Origin of the sequence: Noviluteimonas gilva (genome assembly GCF_009740395.1) — a bacterium.
GTDB classification, from domain to species: Bacteria; Pseudomonadota; Gammaproteobacteria; order Xanthomonadales; family Xanthomonadaceae; genus Noviluteimonas; species Noviluteimonas gilva.
On sequence record NZ_WOXT01000005.1, the window covers coordinates 66326 to 82016 of the forward strand.

20 protein-coding genes and 1 tRNA gene are annotated in these 15691 nt (G+C 66.4%); 5 read left to right on the forward strand and 16 right to left on the reverse strand.

Annotation, left to right across the window (positions count from 1 at the left end; genetic code table 11):
* Positions 1 to 9: 9 nt before the first annotated feature.
* The 6 genes from GN331_RS14425 to rsmD form a co-directional block, all read right to left on the reverse strand.
* Positions 10 to 594, reverse strand: a complete 585-nt coding sequence (locus GN331_RS14425; RefSeq protein WP_156643003.1) for a hypothetical protein — start codon at positions 592 to 594, stop codon at positions 10 to 12.
* Entirely contained in the window at positions 591 to 2321 is a 1731-nt protein-coding gene (ggt, locus tag GN331_RS14430; protein ID WP_156643004.1) for a gamma-glutamyltransferase, read from the reverse strand. The genes GN331_RS14425 and ggt overlap by 4 nt, the downstream gene beginning before the upstream one ends.
* Positions 2318 to 2590 (reverse strand): YfhL family 4Fe-4S dicluster ferredoxin, encoded by a 273-nt coding sequence (locus tag GN331_RS14435; protein WP_156643005.1) that lies wholly within the window; start codon positions 2588 to 2590, stop codon positions 2318 to 2320. The genes ggt and GN331_RS14435 overlap by 4 nt, the downstream gene beginning before the upstream one ends.
* A 52-nt stretch (positions 2591 to 2642) precedes the next feature.
* Positions 2643 to 3143, reverse strand: coding sequence for a hypothetical protein (locus tag GN331_RS14440; RefSeq protein ID WP_425489298.1), 501 nt, complete (start codon positions 3141 to 3143; stop codon positions 2643 to 2645).
* A gap of 30 nt (positions 3144 to 3173) precedes the next feature.
* A complete protein-coding gene (gene coaD / locus GN331_RS14445) occupies positions 3174 to 3674 on the reverse strand; it encodes a pantetheine-phosphate adenylyltransferase (protein ID WP_156643006.1) in 501 nt (166 codons plus the stop codon).
* Between the two features lie 73 nt (positions 3675 to 3747).
* Entirely contained in the window at positions 3748 to 4260 is a 513-nt protein-coding gene (gene rsmD, locus GN331_RS14450) for a 16S rRNA (guanine(966)-N(2))-methyltransferase RsmD (protein ID WP_425489305.1), read from the reverse strand.
* Here rsmD and ftsY point away from each other — a divergent pair.
* From ftsY to GN331_RS14470, 4 genes are read left to right on the forward strand one after another with little or no spacing between them, the layout of a single operon-like run.
* Entirely contained in the window at positions 4142 to 5488 is a 1347-nt protein-coding gene (gene ftsY, locus GN331_RS14455) for a signal recognition particle-docking protein FtsY (protein WP_425489299.1), read from the forward strand. The two genes, rsmD and ftsY, sit on opposite strands and share 119 nt — an antisense overlap.
* Positions 5488 to 6729 (forward strand): AsmA family protein, encoded by a 1242-nt coding sequence (locus tag GN331_RS14460; RefSeq protein WP_156643008.1) that lies wholly within the window; start codon positions 5488 to 5490, stop codon positions 6727 to 6729. The genes ftsY and GN331_RS14460 overlap by 1 nt, the downstream gene beginning before the upstream one ends.
* Positions 6726 to 7769: an A/G-specific adenine glycosylase gene (gene mutY, locus GN331_RS14465; RefSeq protein ID WP_156643009.1), complete on the forward strand. Its 1044-nt coding sequence runs from the start codon at positions 6726 to 6728 to the stop codon at positions 7767 to 7769. The genes GN331_RS14460 and mutY overlap by 4 nt, the downstream gene beginning before the upstream one ends.
* A 2-nt stretch (positions 7770 to 7771) precedes the next feature.
* Positions 7772 to 8044, forward strand: a complete 273-nt coding sequence (locus GN331_RS14470) for an oxidative damage protection protein (protein WP_156643010.1) — start codon at positions 7772 to 7774, stop codon at positions 8042 to 8044.
* Positions 8045 to 8048: 4 nt separating this feature from the next.
* Here GN331_RS14470 and GN331_RS14475 read toward each other — a convergent pair whose 3' ends face one another.
* Positions 8049 to 8471 carry a DUF6491 family protein gene (locus tag GN331_RS14475; protein WP_156643011.1) on the reverse strand — a complete coding sequence of 141 codons (423 nt, stop codon included), beginning with the start codon at positions 8469 to 8471 and terminating at the stop codon, positions 8049 to 8051.
* 150 nt (positions 8472 to 8621) lie between these two features.
* Between GN331_RS14475 and GN331_RS14480 the strand changes: the two genes are divergently transcribed.
* Positions 8622 to 8697: transfer RNA gene (locus GN331_RS14480), tRNA-Phe, on the forward strand.
* Between the two features lie 109 nt (positions 8698 to 8806).
* Here the strand turns inward: GN331_RS14480 and GN331_RS14485 are convergent.
* The 9 genes from GN331_RS14485 to GN331_RS14525 form a co-directional block, all read right to left on the reverse strand.
* Positions 8807 to 9211: a DUF5615 family PIN-like protein gene (locus GN331_RS14485; RefSeq protein WP_156643012.1), complete on the reverse strand. Its 405-nt coding sequence runs from the start codon at positions 9209 to 9211 to the stop codon at positions 8807 to 8809.
* The gene (locus GN331_RS14490; RefSeq protein WP_156643013.1) at positions 9208 to 9912 is read right to left on the reverse strand and encodes a DUF433 domain-containing protein; all 705 of its coding nucleotides are present in this window, start codon (positions 9910 to 9912) and stop codon (positions 9208 to 9210) included. Before GN331_RS14490 ends, GN331_RS14485 begins: the two co-directional genes overlap by 4 nt.
* A 296-nt stretch (positions 9913 to 10208) precedes the next feature.
* Positions 10209 to 10610, reverse strand: a complete 402-nt coding sequence (locus GN331_RS14495; protein WP_156643014.1) for a hypothetical protein — start codon at positions 10608 to 10610, stop codon at positions 10209 to 10211.
* Complete coding sequence (locus tag GN331_RS14500) at positions 10603 to 11004, reverse strand: heavy-metal-associated domain-containing protein (RefSeq protein WP_156643015.1); 402 nt, start codon at positions 11002 to 11004, stop codon at positions 10603 to 10605. Before GN331_RS14500 ends, GN331_RS14495 begins: the two co-directional genes overlap by 8 nt.
* 17 nt (positions 11005 to 11021) lie before the next feature.
* Positions 11022 to 11675, reverse strand: coding sequence for a hypothetical protein (locus GN331_RS14505; protein WP_156643016.1), 654 nt, complete (start codon positions 11673 to 11675; stop codon positions 11022 to 11024).
* Positions 11676 to 11747: 72 nt separating this feature from the next.
* Entirely contained in the window at positions 11748 to 12128 is a 381-nt protein-coding gene (locus GN331_RS14510; RefSeq protein ID WP_156643017.1) for a hypothetical protein, read from the reverse strand.
* A 16-nt stretch (positions 12129 to 12144) separates the two neighbouring features.
* A complete protein-coding gene (locus tag GN331_RS14515) occupies positions 12145 to 12642 on the reverse strand; it encodes a DUF305 domain-containing protein (protein WP_197427161.1) in 498 nt (165 codons plus the stop codon).
* On the reverse strand, positions 12639 to 14990 hold the full coding sequence (locus GN331_RS14520) for a heavy metal translocating P-type ATPase (protein ID WP_331713499.1): 2352 nt from the start codon (positions 14988 to 14990) through the stop codon (positions 12639 to 12641). Before GN331_RS14520 ends, GN331_RS14515 begins: the two co-directional genes overlap by 4 nt.
* 16 nt (positions 14991 to 15006) lie before the next feature.
* On the reverse strand, positions 15007 to 15690 hold the full coding sequence (locus tag GN331_RS14525; protein WP_197427162.1) for a c-type cytochrome: 684 nt from the start codon (positions 15688 to 15690) through the stop codon (positions 15007 to 15009).
* Position 15691: the final 1 nt, after the last annotated feature.

Here is a 15691-nt window from a genome sequence, read left to right on the forward strand (position 1 = left end):
AACGGATCGCTAGCGCGCCGGATCGGCGGACAGATGGAACACGAAGGCGCCGCCTTCGGGTTCGGCCGCGGCCACGCGGATCGCGCCGATCGCGCCATTGGCCGACAGGCGGCCCTCCCCCGTCGCGTCCGGCGCACGCCCCAGCCCGAACAGGCGCCCGCGCCAGCCCTTGATCACGATGCGCGCGCCGGGGCGACCTTCCAGGCGCAGCACGCCCGAGGCGTCCTTCGGCACCGCGACGTTGCGGCCACCGGTGTCGTCGAGCGCGTCCTGCTGGAACGCGAACAGCGCGTCGTCGTCGGCTTCCACGGTGAAGCGCCAGTCGGTCGTGCCCGGCGATCCATCGTGTTCGACGGCGATGCGGTCGACGGTGATCGTGAAGCGATCAACAGACTTGGGGGCTTCGCGCGCGGGCGCAGCTTCGGCGACGACGCTCGGCGTCGCCGGCGCGATGGCGGCCGCGGGCGGCGGCGGATTTCGATCGCCGCGCACATTGACGTACACCGCGGTCAGCGATGCGATCAGCGCCGCCGCGCCCGTCAGGATCGCGGGCACGTGGTGGATCGAGGGCTTCTTCGGCGGTTGCTCGCTCATTTGCCCTTCGCGTCGCTCGGTTGGACTTCGGCCTTGCCGACCGGATTGCGCGGATCGCTTCCGCCCGACAGCGTGTTCGTGCGGCGATCCCACTGCACGGTCTGCAGGTTGCCCCACGTCGGTTCGGCGGCGTTGACGGTGTGGCCCATCGCTTCGAGCGCCTTGACCGCTTCGGGCGACAACGCGCCCTTCTCCGCCGAGATCACGTCCGGCATCCACTGATGATGGAAGCGCGGAAGCGCAGCGACTTCCTGCGGCGTCAGGCCCGCGTCGTAACCGAGGATGCCGAGCAGCACTTCGGTGATGATGCGGCTGCCGCCCGGCGCGCCGATCGCGATCGACTTGTCGGCGTTCTCGATGAACGTCGGCGTCATCGAGCTGAGCATGCGCTTGCCGGCCTTCGGTGCGTTCGCTTCGAAGCCCATCACGCCGAACGCGTTCGGCGTGCCCGGGCGCAGCGCGAAATCATCCATCTCGTCGTTGAGCAGCACGCCCGTGCCCGGCGGGATCATGCCCGACCCGTACAACAGGTTGACGGTCTGCGTCGTGCTCACGCGATTGCCGTCGGCGTCGATGATCGCGAAGTGCGTGGTCTCGTCGTCTTCCAGCGGCGCGGGCTTGCCGGAGATCAGCGCGCTGGGCGTGGCCTTCTCCGGATGGATCGACGCGCGCAGGCCGGCGGCGTAATTGCGATCCATCAGGCGCGCCATCGGCACGGTCACGAAATCGGGATCGCCCAGGTAAATCGTGCGATCGCGGAACGCGCGGCGCATCGCTTCGACGGTGACGTGGACGCGGTGCGCTTCATCGAGCTTGGCCAGGTCCCAGCCTTCGAGGATCTGCAGCATCTGCGCGAGCGCAACGCCGCCCGAGGACGGCGGCGGCGCGGTGATGACATCCCAACCGCGGTACTTGAAGCGCAGCGGTTCGCGTTCGCGCACCTGGTAGCTCGCCAGTTCCGCGGCGGTCCACTTGCCGCCTTCATCCGCGACACCCTTCAGCAACTTCTCGGCGACTTCGCCCTTGTAGAAACCGTCGCGGCCTTTTTCGGCCAGCAGTTCGAGCGTGTGCGCGAGATCGGGCTGCTTGAGGATTTCGCCGGCCTTCGGCGGCGTGCCGTCGGCGAGGAACACCGCGCGCGTGCCGGCGTAACGCTCCATCACTTCGCGTCGGCTGCCGTAACCACGCTCGAGGCGCGGATAGACCTCGAAGCCTTCGCGCGCCAACTTGATCGCGGGCGCAAGCGTGGTGCGCAGCGGCAGGCGGCCGTACTTGGATGCGATATGCACCAGCGCAGCGGGTAAACCGGGAATGCCGGCCGACCACGGGCCGTTTTCCGCGCGGTCGACGTCGAGTTCGCCCTGCTTGTCGAGATAAGCCTCGGGCGTCGCCGATTCCGGCGCGGTTTCGCGCGCGTCGACGAACACATCGCGACCGGTCTTCGCATCGTGCAACAGGAAGAACCCGCCGCCGCCGATGCCCGAGGAAATCGGTTCGACGACCGCGAGCACGGCGGAGGTCGCGACCGCCGCGTCGAAAGCGTTGCCGCCGTTGCGGATCGCTTCGAAGCCCGCGTCGGTGGCGAGCGCCTGTGCGCTGGCGATGACGGTGCCCGGCGGATGTCGCGGGCGCGCGTCGGCCGCCGTCGCCTGGAAGGCCGCGAACAACGTCAGCGTCGCGCAGAAGGTGAAAGCTTGCCGGATGACCGGGCGCAACGCTGGCGTCATGCAGGAGGCTCCGTGGTGCCGTCTTCCTGCTGCAGGCGCAGGAGTTTGGCGAGCAGTTGTTCGTTGGATTCGGGATGCGCGGCATCCGGATCGATGCATTCCACCGGACAGACGACGACGCATTGCGGTTCGTCGTAGTGGCCGACGCACTCGGTGCAGCGCGCCGGATCGATCACGTAGATCGTTTCGCCCTGGGAGATCGCCTTGTTGGGGCAGACCGGCTCGCAGACGTCGCAGTTGACGCAGAGCTCGTTGATCTTGAGGGACATGGAGGTTGGACCAGAGCGCGTGGCCGACGTGCGGCCACGCGCCGGGTGTTGCTTACTTCGCTTCGACGAACACGTAGTTGACGCCCGACGGCGCGACGGCCGCCTTGACGCGTTCGTTGTCCGCGGCCTGGCCGATGAAAAGGACCTTGACGCCCTTCATCGAACCGGCGGCGACGTCGGCGAACGAGGCGATCACCAGGTCGCCCATCTTCGCCGAGGCCGGCGAGACGAACGCGAGCATGTTGCCTTCCAGGATGCCGCGGGTGAGATCGCTCTTCACCTTTTCGGCCTGCGCGTCGTACTGGTCCTGGAAGTTCGGATCCGACTCTTCCGGCAGGAAGTACACGAAGGGCGCGCTGTTGACGCCGTCCATGTTCTTCTTGACCACGTCGCTGGCGTAGGCCTGCCAGGCATTCGGATCGCCGTTGGTGGGCACGGCCACCGCGGCGGCCTGCGCCTTCGGGGCTTCTTCCTTCTTGCACGCCGACAGGGCGACGACAGCGAGCAGCGCGAGCAGCGCAGTGCGGGACATCGTGAGCAGCTTGTGTTGCATGGTGAATCCCCCGGAACTAAAGAAAGTCGGTCAGACGGAAGTGCGCTGCCATTCGGCCTGCAGCGCGGCGGCAACCGCCGCCGGCACGAACCCCGAGACATCGCCGCCGAGGCGGGAGATCTCGCGTACCAGCGACGAGGAAATGAAACCGTATTGCTCGGCGGGCGTGAGGAAGAGCGTTTCGACACCCGGGATCAGGTGCCGGTTCATGCTCGCCAACTGGAACTCGTATTCGAAATCCGACACCGCGCGCAGACCGCGCAGCAGCACGCCGGCGCCCATTTCGGTCACGAAATGCGCGAGCAGGCCGGAAAAGCCGCGCACTTCCACGTTCGGGTGATGCGAGAGCGCTTGCCTGGCCAGGTCCACGCGCAGGTCGAGCGGCAGCGCGGGGCCCTTGCCGGGGCTGTGCGCGACGCCGACGATCATGCGCTCGAACAGCGGCGCGGCGCGGTCGACGAGGTCCACGTGCCCGTTCGTGATCGGATCGAACGTGCCGGGATAAACCGCGATGCGGGTGGCCACGGGCATTGTGGTGCGCGGTTTCGGCTTGGAAGGTCGTGGCGAGTGTAACCGACTTGAAACAGCTGGTTTGAAGTTCGGCTCAACCCGCCCCGGCGCCCCGTCGATAAAGCGCATAGCGCACCTCGCGCGTCCGGCCTTCGCGGTGCAGGCGCCAGCCCTCCGGCGGCGGCGCGGCATCGCTCGCGGGGCCTTCGACATACAACCAGCCGTCCTCGCGCAAGCGCGGGGACAGCACCGGCAGCACGCCGCCCCACAGGTTCGCGTCGAACGGCGGGTCGACGAAGGCCAGGTCGAAGCTCGCGTCGGGCTGCGCGTGCAGCCAGGCCATCGCGTCGGCCTGCACGATCTGCGCGGCCTCCCCGCCCTGCAGGCGTCCGGCGGCTTCGCGCAGGCAGGCGACCGCCTCGCGATCGTGTTCGACCAGCACCGCGCTCGCCGCGCCGCGCGAAAGGGCTTCGAACCCGAGCGCGCCGGTGCCGGCGAACAGATCGAGCACCTGCGCGCCCGGCAACATCGGCATCAGCCAGTTGAACAGCGTTTCGCGCACGCGATCCGAACTCGGGCGCAGGCCTGGGCGATCGGGCACGCGCAGCTTCGTGCCGCGCCAACGGCCGCCGACGATGCGGACATGGCCCGCGGAAGGATCGCGACGCGTCATCGGGGCGCTCTGGGGGCGGGTGCTACCATGCCGGCCATTGTCCAACATCGAATGCCGCGGCCGCATGCGCTGGTTCCGACGCAAGAAATCCGACGACGGCGCGCCGCCTTCGACCGACCTTCCGACCGACGCGCCCAGCGCCGACGTGCTGCCTGCCGCCGAGCCCGAGGCGGCGCCGGTCGAGATCGACCGCAACTTCGAACCGGTCGTCGAGGCACCCTACGTCGAACGCGCAGCTGCGCCCGGCAAGCCGGGCTGGCGCGAACGCCTGCGCGGCAGCGGCTTCGCCAAGAGCCTCGGCGGCCTGTTCTCGCGCAATCCGAAACTCGACGACGACCTGCTCGACGAGATCGAAACCGCGCTGCTCACCGCCGATGTCGGCGTGGCCGCGACGACGCAGCTGCTCGAAGGCCTGCGCCAGCGCATGAAGCGCCGCGAGTTCGCCGACGCCAAGGAATTGCTGCGCTCGCTGCGCGCGGAATTGATCGCGATGCTCGCGCCCGTCGCGCAGCCGCTGGTGATCGACGCGAATGCCAAGCCCTTCGTATTGCTCACCGTCGGCGTCAACGGCGTGGGCAAGACCACGACCATCGGCAAGCTCGCGCGTCGCTTCAAGGACGAAGGCCGCACACTGATGCTCGCCGCGGGCGATACGTTCCGCGCCGCCGCCGTCGCGCAATTGCAGGCGTGGGGCGATCGCAACGATGTGCCCGTGATCGCGCAGGGGCAGAACGCGGATGCCGCGTCGGTCGCATTCGATGCGTTGAATGCGGCGAAGGCGCGTGGCGTCGAAGTCCTCATCGCCGACACCGCCGGCCGCCTGCACACGCAACAAGGGTTGATGGCCGAACTCGGCAAGATCCGCCGCGTGATCGCGAAGGTCGATGCCTCCGCGCCGCATGAAGTGCTGATGGTGATCGACGGCACGACGGGGCAGAACGCGCTTTCGCAACTGCGCCAGTTCAACCAGGCGGTCACCGTGACCGGCCTGGTCGTCACCAAGCTCGATGGCACCGCGAAGGGCGGCGTGGTGTTCGCGCTCGCACGCGAGTTCGGCATTCCGATCCGCTACGCGGGCATCGGCGAGCGTCCGGAGGATCTGCGCGTGTTCGACGCGGAAGCCTTCGTCGACGCCCTGCTCCCGGAATCGCTCGGCACCTGATGACGCGCGCGCGCCGCTGGCTGCTGGCCTTCGCGGCGGTGGCGCTGCTGCTCGCGCTCGTCGCGTGGTGGGCTTCGCGGCCGCAACGCGTGGCGTCGATGGTGACGTCGCAACTGGGCTCTGCGCTCGGCCTGGAAATTACCGCGCGCGGAAGTTCGGAATACTGGTTGGCCGGGGGACCGCGCCTGGTGTTGCGCGATGTCGAAGCGCGCGCGCCCGGTGCCGCGCGTCCGATGTTGCGCGCCGCGAGCGTCGATGTGTCCGTGCCGTGGTCGACCGTGCGTTCGCGCGGCGCGGACCTTGCGATCAAGCGCATCGAACTCGACGCCCCCGTGCTCGATGTGCCGATGCTGCAGGCATGGCTCGCATCGCGGCCCGAAAGCGAACAGAAGACGCCGACACTCTCCGACGGCCTGCGCGTGCGCGATGGACGCGTGTTGGGTGCGGGCTGGTCGGTCGATGCGCTCGCGCTGGACGTGCCGCGCGTGATGCCGGACAAAGCCGTCGAAGCGAACGTATCGGGCCGTTATGTCGCCTCCGACACGCGCGTGCCCTTCGCACTCGCGCTGACGATGACCAAGCCCGCGAACGACGCCGGCCTCGGCGCACATGGCACGGTCACGCTCGAACAACCCGGCCGTCGCATGCCGGCGACGTTGCGCGTGTCGGGCCCGTTGCACGTCGACGACCATGGCATGCAGATCGCACCGCTGCGTGCGTCGATCGCGGCGCGCTACACGCAGAAGGATGTCGACCTCCCCTTCGCATTCGCCCTCAACGGGCCGCTGCGAATGGAAAGCGGCGCCGTTTCGCTGTCGCCCGCGGGTATCGCATTGCGCGGCAAAGGCCTGGTGCCGAATCTCGATGGACGCGCGGCCTTCGCGTACACCGACAAGGCGATGCTGCACCTGGCCGGCACGCTCGCGACCTGGCCGGACGCCTGGCCCGCGTTGCCGCCGCCGATCGGGCAATCGACGTCGCCGTTGCCGGTCATCCTCGATTACGCGGGCCCGTTCGATTTCTCGTCGGTTGCGCGCCTGCAACTGGCGCGCGACGACACGCGATTCGACGCGCGCTTTGCGCTGCCTGCGGTGCTTGCGTGGATCGATGCGCCGCCGACTTCGCCGTTGCCGCCGTTGAGCGGCCGGCTCACGACGCCGACGCTCGACATCGACGGCGTGATCCTCGAAGGCGTCGATGTGCGACTGCACGACGCGACCCTCGACACCGCGGCCCCATGATCGAACCCGATTCGTTCGCCGGCCGCCTGCTCGCGTGGTTCGAACTCGAAGGCCGGCACGACCTGCCCTGGCAACATCCGCGCGCGCCGTATCGCGTGTGGTTGTCGGAAGTGATGCTGCAGCAGACGCAGGTGCGCGTCGTCATTCCGTACTTCGAACGCTTCGTCGCCGTGCTGCCGGATGTGCGTGCGCTTGCCGCGGCGCCGCTCGATGACGTCATCGCGTTGTGGGCGGGCCTCGGCTACTACGCACGTGCACGCAACTTGCATGCCGCGGCGAAGGCGTGCGTCGAACTTCACGATGGCGAGTTGCCGCGCGACCTCGACGCATTGATGGCGCTGCCCGGCATCGGCCGCAGCACGGCGGGCGCGATCCTGTCGCAAGCGTGGGGCGATCGCTTTCCGATCCTCGACGGCAACGTCAAGCGCGTGCTCGCGCGCATCCATGGCATCGAAGGCTATCCCGGCCTGCCCGCGATCGAAAAACGAATGTGGGCAATCGCCGAAGCGCAGTTGCCCGACGCGCGCATGGCCGATTACACGCAGGCGCAGATGGACCTCGGCGCCACGTTGTGCACGCGCGCCGATCCCGCATGCATCCTGTGCCCGATGCAAAGCACATGCGTCGCGTTGCGCGAAGGCCGCACGGCCGAGCTGCCCACGCCGAAACCCGGCAAGCCTTTGCCCGAACGCAGCGCGCTGATGTTGTGGATCGAAGATGCACAAGGCCGCGTGCTGTTGCAGCGCCGACCCGCGGCCGGCATCTGGGGATCGCTGTGGTCGTTCCCCGAACACGCCGATCGCGACGCCGCGCGCGCCTGGTTCGCCGAACACATCGCCGCCGAGTTCGAATCCGCCGAAACCCTGGCGCCCGTTGCGCATGGCTTCACGCATTACCGCCTGCAGATCCAGCCGCTGCGTTGGCGCGGAACGGATCCGCCGCGCGCGACGAGCGATAATGGCGACCTGCGCTGGATCCCGCGCGCGTCGCTGGGCACGCTCGGCCTGCCCGCGCCGGTCCGCAAATTACTGGAAGGTTGAAAATGCCCCGCACCGTGTTCTGCATCGTCGACCAGGTCGAGACCGCCGGCCTCGATTTCATTCCCTGGCCCGGCCCGGCGGGCAAGCGCGTGTTCGAACACGTCGGCAAGCCGGCCTGGCAACGCTGGCTGGCGCACCAGACCATGCTGATCAACGAAAACCGGCTGTCGCCGCTCGACCCCAAGCATCGCGCGATGCTCGAGGCCGAGATGGAGAAGTTCCTCTTCGGCGATGGCGCCGAGAAACCCGCGGGCTTCGTGGCGCCCGACGCCTGATCCGTCAGATCGCCTTCTGGCCGTCGAACGCCTTCCTGCCTGTGCGAAGCGCTTCGACATCGAGAGGCCGGATTTCTTCGATGCGGCAGGTGAAGTTGGAACCGAACGACACCCGGTCGAATTTCGCCTGGACCCACGAGCCCGTCTGCGTGGTGATGAGCATCCCCGCCGCACCGTTGTCGTAGTCCAGGCACGGGCCGCTGAGGCGCATCAGATACGTCTCGGTTGGACGCATGGTCACGGCGATGTGGTTCTTGTCGATCTCTTCCCAGCTTTGCGGGGAGAAGAAATTGATCCTCGCCACCGGCTCGCCGGCACTGGCTTCGTAAAGAGACAGACGCTCGGCGCGCGTCATGCCCGACGAGCACGCGGCTAGCGCCAAAGTCGCGGAGACCGCCGCGATCGCGGAAAGCAGCTGGCCTTTCATGGGAACCTCCGGTATCCCGGCCCCATCGCAGGGCCGGCTCACTGCATCTTGCTCCCGACCGACGCATGCGGTTCGACCCAGCCCGCACGCCATTCAGCGTCTATCCGGCTTGCCCTGCCCCGGCGGTCTCCGTATCATGCGCGGCTCGCTGGCCGGGTAGCTCAGTTGGTAGAGCAGGGGATTGAAAATCCCCGTGTCGGGGGTTCGATTCCCTCCCCGGCCACCATGCGAATCTCGCGCCCCGCTTGGGTTTCAGCCCACGCGGGGCGTTTTCGTTTGCGCCACTTGGCGTCACTGGGTAGCACCTGGGTAGCACCCGTCTACAGACGGCGGCTTCAGCGGCGCGCGGGCTTCAAGCGGCCCCGACGCGCATTGCAGGCGGGCACAACGTAGATCGACCCGGGGGTCGTCAACTTGGCAACATCCATGATGTTGGGCCACCACTCGATCAGCCATGCGGCCTTTTGGTAATGGCCCATGTTGTTCCAACCGCTCGCCAACTCAAAAACGGTCAGACCTAGCCGCGCGATCGCTTCCTTCTGGACCATGCGGCGGTGATGGTGGTCCTGCGTGACATGGACCTTGACTCCGGAATCGACCGCACGCTGGAAGAGTTCAAGATCGGGCGCGCCCTTCGCGAAATCGGACACATGGATAACTTCGTGGTCGTCGATCGCGGAAATGGCGTTGAGCGCCCGCGCTAGGGCCGGAGGAAGGTTCTCGTCGATCTGAACCTTCAATGCGCGACCCGTTCCTCGAACGCCAAGGCCCTGCGGACTGCGGCAACGGGTATTTCGTAAAGACGGGCGACTCGCTTGGCATCGCCGCCTTCGGCCTTAACGGCCTCGGCGATTGCAACGGTCGGAACGCCGAAGTCCGCCAGGATGGGTTGACCGAAGCTCCGCGCGGGGTCGAAGACCACTGATTTCGATCTCGGCATCGGATACCAGCGGGTCGCTTCTTCGTCGACGTTCAGCTCAATGCCTTCACGAAGCGATGGACCGATCACCTTCGGCATTACGTCCTGGCGACGCACAACGTCAACCAGCGCCTTGTCGCCGTTGTCGTTGAGCATCTCCATGAAAATGCGCTTGCCGTCGGTCTTGAAGGAGGTACTCGTGAAGGGATACTCCTTTCCGAGTCGCTCACGCAGTTCGTCGATGGTGCGCCGGATGAGGACAAGCGGAACGCCCGCGGTCACGAACAGCCGAACAAACCTTAGCTCGATCAGATCTCGAAATCCGATGCCATCGATGCCCGTCTCCGCTAACTGAGGGCGCCAAAGCGGGTCGTACTCATGCACCTCGCCGTGCCTGCTGGTGGAATACCCCTTCAGCCACCGCCGGAGTTCACGCGATTCCGTTCCGATGAAACGCGCAGCGTCGGCGTAGGAGTAGATGCCTACTCCGAATGCGCCCTGTGCGTGCATCGAGATTCCCATGGAGGTCAGTGTATCGAAGGTCGAGCGGCGGTCGGTGGGGAGCGGCGGAGGAACTCTAGCCTGATCTGGTCACAGGGCGTGCGACGACTACCTCAGTCTCAACGAAGCGCGCGACGAACCTCGGCCAAGGGTCTGGACCAAGCCGCCTGGCGTCCTTGAGCACAGTGACCCGCGCCCAGGCTTGCTGTGATGCCAGATCCGGACCCTCGCCTGCGCGTCGCCGTCGCGCCGCCCGATGCTGCTCAGCGAATGGCGCAGCAGAAACGGACCGCTTGCAAGCGTCCCCGGCCGATGAATCACGCGACCAGCAATGGCAGGACGAAGGCAAACGCGGCCCCCGTGGTGACCGCGACGAGGGCGAACCACCACAGCGCCGCGCTGGCCGTCCGCAGGCGCCGGCATGTTGCCGCGGCCGCCGGGTCGGCGGGACAAGGCAACGATCGCGCGCGCCACAGCATGGCGCCGGACAACGCGAGCATCACCGTCGCGACGCCGAACACCAACGCCTTGTGCTCCGACATCCAGATCAACTGCGGCACGTTGGTCACCAACCCGGCGAGCGCCGCGCCCGCACCCAGCGAGACCATTACCGCCGGCAGCACGCAGCACACGAGCGTGCCGCCACTCGCGACCAACGTCAGAATCGCTGCGCCGAGATTCCGGCGCAGCGGTGCGTTGGCATTCGCCACCTCACTCATGGTGACCCATGCCCGGCATCGCCTTTTCGTCGTGGCTGTGCTTGGCAGGGTCGACGGCCGGCAACGCCTTCTCCTTCGACACACGCGCACGCACGGCATCGATGGTCTCGTCGGTGCGGCGCACCTTCACCAGTGTGTAGCCGGAGTCGGTGAGCGCCTTGCGCAGCGTCTTGTCGTCGATGTCCTGGCCATCCTTCAGCTCGACCGCGACGATGCGGTGTTCCAGGCTGACGTACACGGCCTCGGTCGCGGGGAAGGTCTTCAGCGTCTTCTCGATGCCCTGCGCGCAGAAGGCGCACACGAGTCCGTTGACGTCCATTTCGATGGTCTTCGCGGAGGCGAGCATCGGCAGGGCGAGAAGCGCGGTCAGCAACAGCGTCTTGATGATTTTCATGTAGGTGTATTCCGGATTCAGAAGTTGAACATGGCCATGGCTTGCAACTTGCCGTCAGTCGTCGCGCCGATCTCGACCCACGTCCCGCCCTTGAAGAAGCGGACGAGCAGTGCCGTCTCGGTGCCGTCGGCGAGATCGCCGGTGTAACGACGGCCCTGCACGACGAACCAGGTGGCCAGCGTGTCGTAATCGTGCGCGTAGGGCGCCCAACCGAGCTGCAACGTATCAATGCGGTGGGAGAAGCGATCGGTTTCGTTCAGGTCGGAGCGGACAGCGCCGTACACGCGGCGCGTCTCGAAATCGACCTGCGCGCCGACGTTGCGCGCCAGTTCGCTGCCCTCGAAATCGTTGCCGGTCGCGTTGCCAAGACCGCCCCACACGAACACGTTCGCTTGCGCGCCCGGCATATTCCATCTCTTCGCGAGGAAGTTCGCGCGCACGTACGTGATGTGCCGCAGCTTGGTGTGATCTTCGCTTTCGAGTTCGAGCCACCCGCCGCCTACCGAATACCAATAACGCGGCGCATAGAAAAACTGCGCCTCGTTCATGGTGCCCGCGCCGTACTCAAACATCAGGGTCTTACCCTTCGCGAACGCGATGGGCTTCGCCGTCGCCACGAACGGCAACAGGCCAAGCAGAACGAACGATGCTGCGCGTAATGCAACTCGCATTGGAGTTCTCCATGGATGCCGCGCACGGCGGCAAGGGGCGCGTAATGCGCCCGTTCGCTAAGCGGAGAGAACTCAGGCGTTTGGAGGCCGCAATGGTGTGTCGATGACGCCAGCCGGAATAGTCAGATTGCCGTTGGCGATCCCGAGGTCAACGCGTGGAAGCGACCTCGAAACCACGGGCAGCTCGACAAGACACGCGACCCCGAGACAGGCGCTCAGATCGCAGTGTTGGGTCATGCAGGGTCCTTGCGGCTGATGCGCAGGCGCCTTGTCGCCCATCTGCATGGCCGACATGTTGTCGCATGGCATCGCATCCGGCGCCGCCTCAACGGACGCCGGGATGCTCTCCAACGCCGCCGTAGCGGCAACGGCTGGCGCGACCGCACCACCCACGATCATGGCGACGACCACGATCAGGTGCAGGGCGATGCGGGCGAGCGGGCGCAGCGGCATGGGGCGGATTTTACGCCTATTCGGCATCAGGCGCTTCTCCCAGGCGCACCTTCATCTGCGCGACCTCAGCCTTCTGCGACTTGATGATCTCGCCGCACAAACGCGCGACGTCGGCGCTGTCCGTCTTGCGCTGTTCGCACATCAGGATCGCGCCGGCGTGATGCGGGATCATCGAACGGTAGAACTGACTTTCCGACACGGCCGCCTGCTGACGAATCAAGCACCAAAACGCGATGCCTGCAATGACACCGATCGCGAGCAGCACCGAGTTGATCTTCCGATCGGGGTACATGTGCCACATCAGTACCAACTCGATGACCAGCATCGGCGCCACCATCAGGCCCGCCATGTAGAACTGGTTGACGTTGTTGTAGACGTTCGCGAAGCGGTCAACCATCGCGTACATGAGCGCGTACATCGCGAGGAACGACAGCACGATCATCGCCGCTAACTTCAGGTAATGCCCTTTCCCTTGCGCCGAATGCTGTCCGTGCTCTGCGTGCTGGTGCTTCATTTGTTTTCCTCCTCGTCGACCTTGACGCGACTGAGCCGCAGCGCATTCGCCACGACGGAAACCGAACTCAAACTCATGGCGAGCGCCGCAATCATCGGACTCAGGAGCAAGTGGAACGCCGGGTACAACACGCCCGCCGCCACTGGCACGCCGATCGCGTTGTAGGCGAAGGCGAATCCGAGGTTCTGCTTCATGTTGCGCACGGTAGCCTCCGACAATGCGCGTGCACGCACGATGCCGCGCAGGTCGCCTTTCACCAGTGTGACCTGCGCGCTCGACATCGCGACATCGGTCCCAGTGCCCATTGCGATCCCGACGTCGGCCGCGGCCAGCGCCGGTGCGTCGTTGATCCCGTCACCCGCCATTGCGACGCGATGGCCCTGCGACTTCAGGCGCTGCACCAGCGCATTCTTGTCAGCCGGGCTGACTTCGCCGTAGAACTCGTCGATGCCGAGCTTGCGTGCTACGGCGTGCGCCGTCGTCGCGCCGTCGCCGGTGGCCATGACGACGTGCATGCCGGCACGACGCAATGCGTCGAGCGCAGGCGCGGCCGATTCCTTGATCGGATCGGCGACCGCCACAAGTCCCGCGAGACGGCCGTCGATGGCCAGGAACATCACGCTCGCACCTTCCCCGCGGAACCGCTCCGCACGCTCGCGCATGTCGTCCGTGGGTACGTTTGCCGATTCCATCAGCCGCGTATTGCCCAACAGCGCTGAACGCCCATCGACGTTCCCCTGCACGCCCAGCCCTGTCACCGACTCGAAATCGTCGGCGCGCGACAGCGCCAGATTCCTCCGGCGAGCCTCGGAAACGATGGCAGCGGCGAGCGGATGTTCGCTGCCCTGATCCAGGCTGGCTGCGATGCGCAGCACCTCCGCAGGCGCGAAGTCGCCGACGCCGATCGCGTCCTGATAGGCCGGGTGGCCTTCCGTCAGCGTGCCGGTCTTGTCGACGATCAACGTGTCGATCCGACGAAGGTGCTCGATCGCTTCTGCATCGCGGAAGAGCACGCCGCTGTGCGCTGCGCGTCCGGTCGCCACCATGATCGACATCGGCGTCGCCAGCCCCAGCGCGCAGGGGCACGCGATGATCAACACGGAGATGGCGTTGAGCACCGCATAGGTCCAGGACGGCGACGGGCCGAACAGACCCCACGCGAAGAAGGTGACGACCGCGATCGTCAGGACCGCGAGTACGAACCAGAACGCCACCTTGTCCGCCATGCGCTGCATGGGCGCGCGCGAACGCTGCGCCTGTGCGACGAGCTGCACGATCTGCGACAACATTGTGTCGCCGCCTACCCGCTCAGCGCGAATGATCAGACTGCCAGTGCCGTTGATGGTTGCACCGATCACGCGATCGCCCGGCGCCTTTTCCACCGGGATCGGTTCGCCGGTCAACATCGATTCGTCGATGCTCGATCGACCTTCGACCGAGACGCCATCCACGGGCACCTTCTCGCCTGGTCGCACACGCAGCGTGTCGCCGACTCGAACCTCGTCGAGTGGAATGTCTTCCTCGGTCCCGTCGTCGCGAACCCGCCGCGCAGTGCGCGGCGCGAGGCCGAGCAATGCCTTGATCGCCGCCGATGTCTTCGAGCGCGCGCGCAGTTCGAGAAGCTGCCCGAGCAGCGTCAGCGACACGATGACCGCCGCCGCCTCAAAGTAGACCGCCACGCGGCCGTGCGCGTGGAACGACGGCGGAAACAGCTCGGGCGCGATCACCGCGACGGTGCTGTAGGCGTAGGCCGCCGCCACGCCGATCCCGATCAAGGTCCACATGTTCGGGCTGCGGTTGCGGATCGAATGCATGCAGCGCACGAAGAACGGCCACCCGGCCCACAACACCACCGGCGAAGCGAGAATCAACTCGGCCCAACTGCGAGTGCCCACCGACAACGGCAAGCGGTCGCCGAACATGCCGAGCACGAAGACGACGACGGTCAACGGCAACGTCCACCAGAAGCGATGACTGAAGTCGCGCAGTTCGGGGTTCTCGTCGTCGTCGAGCGTCGGCATCTCGGGTTCGAGCGCCATGCCGCAGATGGGGCAAACGCCTGGGCCGCGCTGGCGAATCTGCGGGTGCATCGGACACGTGTAGATCGTGTCGGCGGAGGTCGGCACCTTGTCGTCGGCCAGCGTCTGCTTTTTCGTCAGGTACGTGTCGGGCGCGGCAACGAACTTGTCGCGACAACCAGCGGAGCAGAAGTGAAATTCGACCCCTTCGTGCTGCGCGTGGAATGCAGTGGTTGCCGGATCGACGTTCATGCCGCACACGGGGTCCTTCGCCCCGTGCGCAACGCCGTGTTTCTGATGATCGTGATTGTGCTCGTGCGTCGAAGCCACGACTGCCTCCTGTCAATCAGTGATGGTGTCCCGGCTTGCCGTGCTCGGGCACGGTGCTGGGCGACGCCGGTTCCGTGTGCTCGCTGTGTTCCTGCGCTTCGTCGGCGTGGTCCGCGTCGTCGTGCTCCATGGGTTCGCCGCCGTGGTGATGCCCCGCCCCACTCTCGCCGCCACCGTGCGAGTGGCCGCCGCTTTTCTCGACCATCTCGTGGTACTTCGCGGCGTCGAGCGACGGCAACTGTTGCAGGAACGCGACCATGTTCCAGATGTAGTCGTCCTTCATGCTCTTGCCCCATGCCGGCATGCCCGATGCCTTGATGCCGTGCTTGATCGCCCAGAAGGCTTCGCGCGGATCGACCTGCTCGCGCGTCAGGTTCGGCGGTGTCGGGTACAAACCTTTGCTCAACTCGGTTTCTGCAACACCGGGTGCGAGATGGCACCCGGTGCACATTGCGTTGTAGTTTCCCGCGCCCTGGCGAATGCGGGCGGGGTCGTGTAACGGCGGCAACGTGAGCTTCTCCGCGCGACTCGCGATGGAACGCTCGCGCATCGTCTGCAACAACGACAGCACCGGGCGCGTATGCGCGTTGTCGGCGCCGACGTCGTACACGCCGGAGTAAACGAAGCCGGCGAAGGCGAGAACGCCCACGCCGGAGAGAACCGCGAGCGTCAGGAGCGTCGATCGTTTTACGAAAGGCATT

What these genes read in the sequence shown, in the direction of transcription:
- coaD (WP_156643006.1), bottom strand. Translation starts at nt 3,674, where the DNA reads ATGCCCGTGGCCACCCGCATCGCGGTTTATCCCGGCACGTTCGATCCG.
- GN331_RS14425 (WP_156643003.1), bottom strand. Translation starts at nt 594, where the DNA reads ATGAGCGAGCAACCGCCGAAGAAGCCCTCGATCCACCACGTGCCCGCG.
- GN331_RS14505 (WP_156643016.1), bottom strand. Translation starts at nt 11,675, where the DNA reads ATGCGAGTTGCATTACGCGCAGCATCGTTCGTTCTGCTTGGCCTGTTG.
- GN331_RS14495 (WP_156643014.1), bottom strand. Translation starts at nt 10,610, where the DNA reads ATGAGTGAGGTGGCGAATGCCAACGCACCGCTGCGCCGGAATCTCGGC.
- GN331_RS14470 (WP_156643010.1), top strand. Translation starts at nt 7,772, where the DNA reads ATGCCCCGCACCGTGTTCTGCATCGTCGACCAGGTCGAGACCGCCGGC.
- GN331_RS14440 (WP_425489298.1), bottom strand. Translation starts at nt 3,143, where the DNA reads ATGCAACACAAGCTGCTCACGATGTCCCGCACTGCGCTGCTCGCGCTG.
- GN331_RS14475 (WP_156643011.1), bottom strand. Translation starts at nt 8,471, where the DNA reads ATGAAAGGCCAGCTGCTTTCCGCGATCGCGGCGGTCTCCGCGACTTTG.
- GN331_RS14460 (WP_156643008.1), top strand. Translation starts at nt 5,488, where the DNA reads ATGACGCGCGCGCGCCGCTGGCTGCTGGCCTTCGCGGCGGTGGCGCTG.
- mutY (WP_156643009.1), top strand. Translation starts at nt 6,726, where the DNA reads ATGATCGAACCCGATTCGTTCGCCGGCCGCCTGCTCGCGTGGTTCGAA.
- GN331_RS14510 (WP_156643017.1), bottom strand. Translation starts at nt 12,128, where the DNA reads ATGCCGCTGCGCCCGCTCGCCCGCATCGCCCTGCACCTGATCGTGGTC.
- GN331_RS14490 (WP_156643013.1), bottom strand. Translation starts at nt 9,912, where the DNA reads ATGGGAATCTCGATGCACGCACAGGGCGCATTCGGAGTAGGCATCTAC.
- GN331_RS14435 (WP_156643005.1), bottom strand. Translation starts at nt 2,590, where the DNA reads ATGTCCCTCAAGATCAACGAGCTCTGCGTCAACTGCGACGTCTGCGAG.
- ggt (WP_156643004.1), bottom strand. Translation starts at nt 2,321, where the DNA reads ATGACGCCAGCGTTGCGCCCGGTCATCCGGCAAGCTTTCACCTTCTGC.
- GN331_RS14525 (WP_197427162.1), bottom strand. Translation starts at nt 15,690, where the DNA reads ATGCCTTTCGTAAAACGATCGACGCTCCTGACGCTCGCGGTTCTCTCC.
- GN331_RS14515 (WP_197427161.1), bottom strand. Translation starts at nt 12,642, where the DNA reads ATGAAGCACCAGCACGCAGAGCACGGACAGCATTCGGCGCAAGGGAAA.
- GN331_RS14500 (WP_156643015.1), bottom strand. Translation starts at nt 11,004, where the DNA reads ATGAAAATCATCAAGACGCTGTTGCTGACCGCGCTTCTCGCCCTGCCG.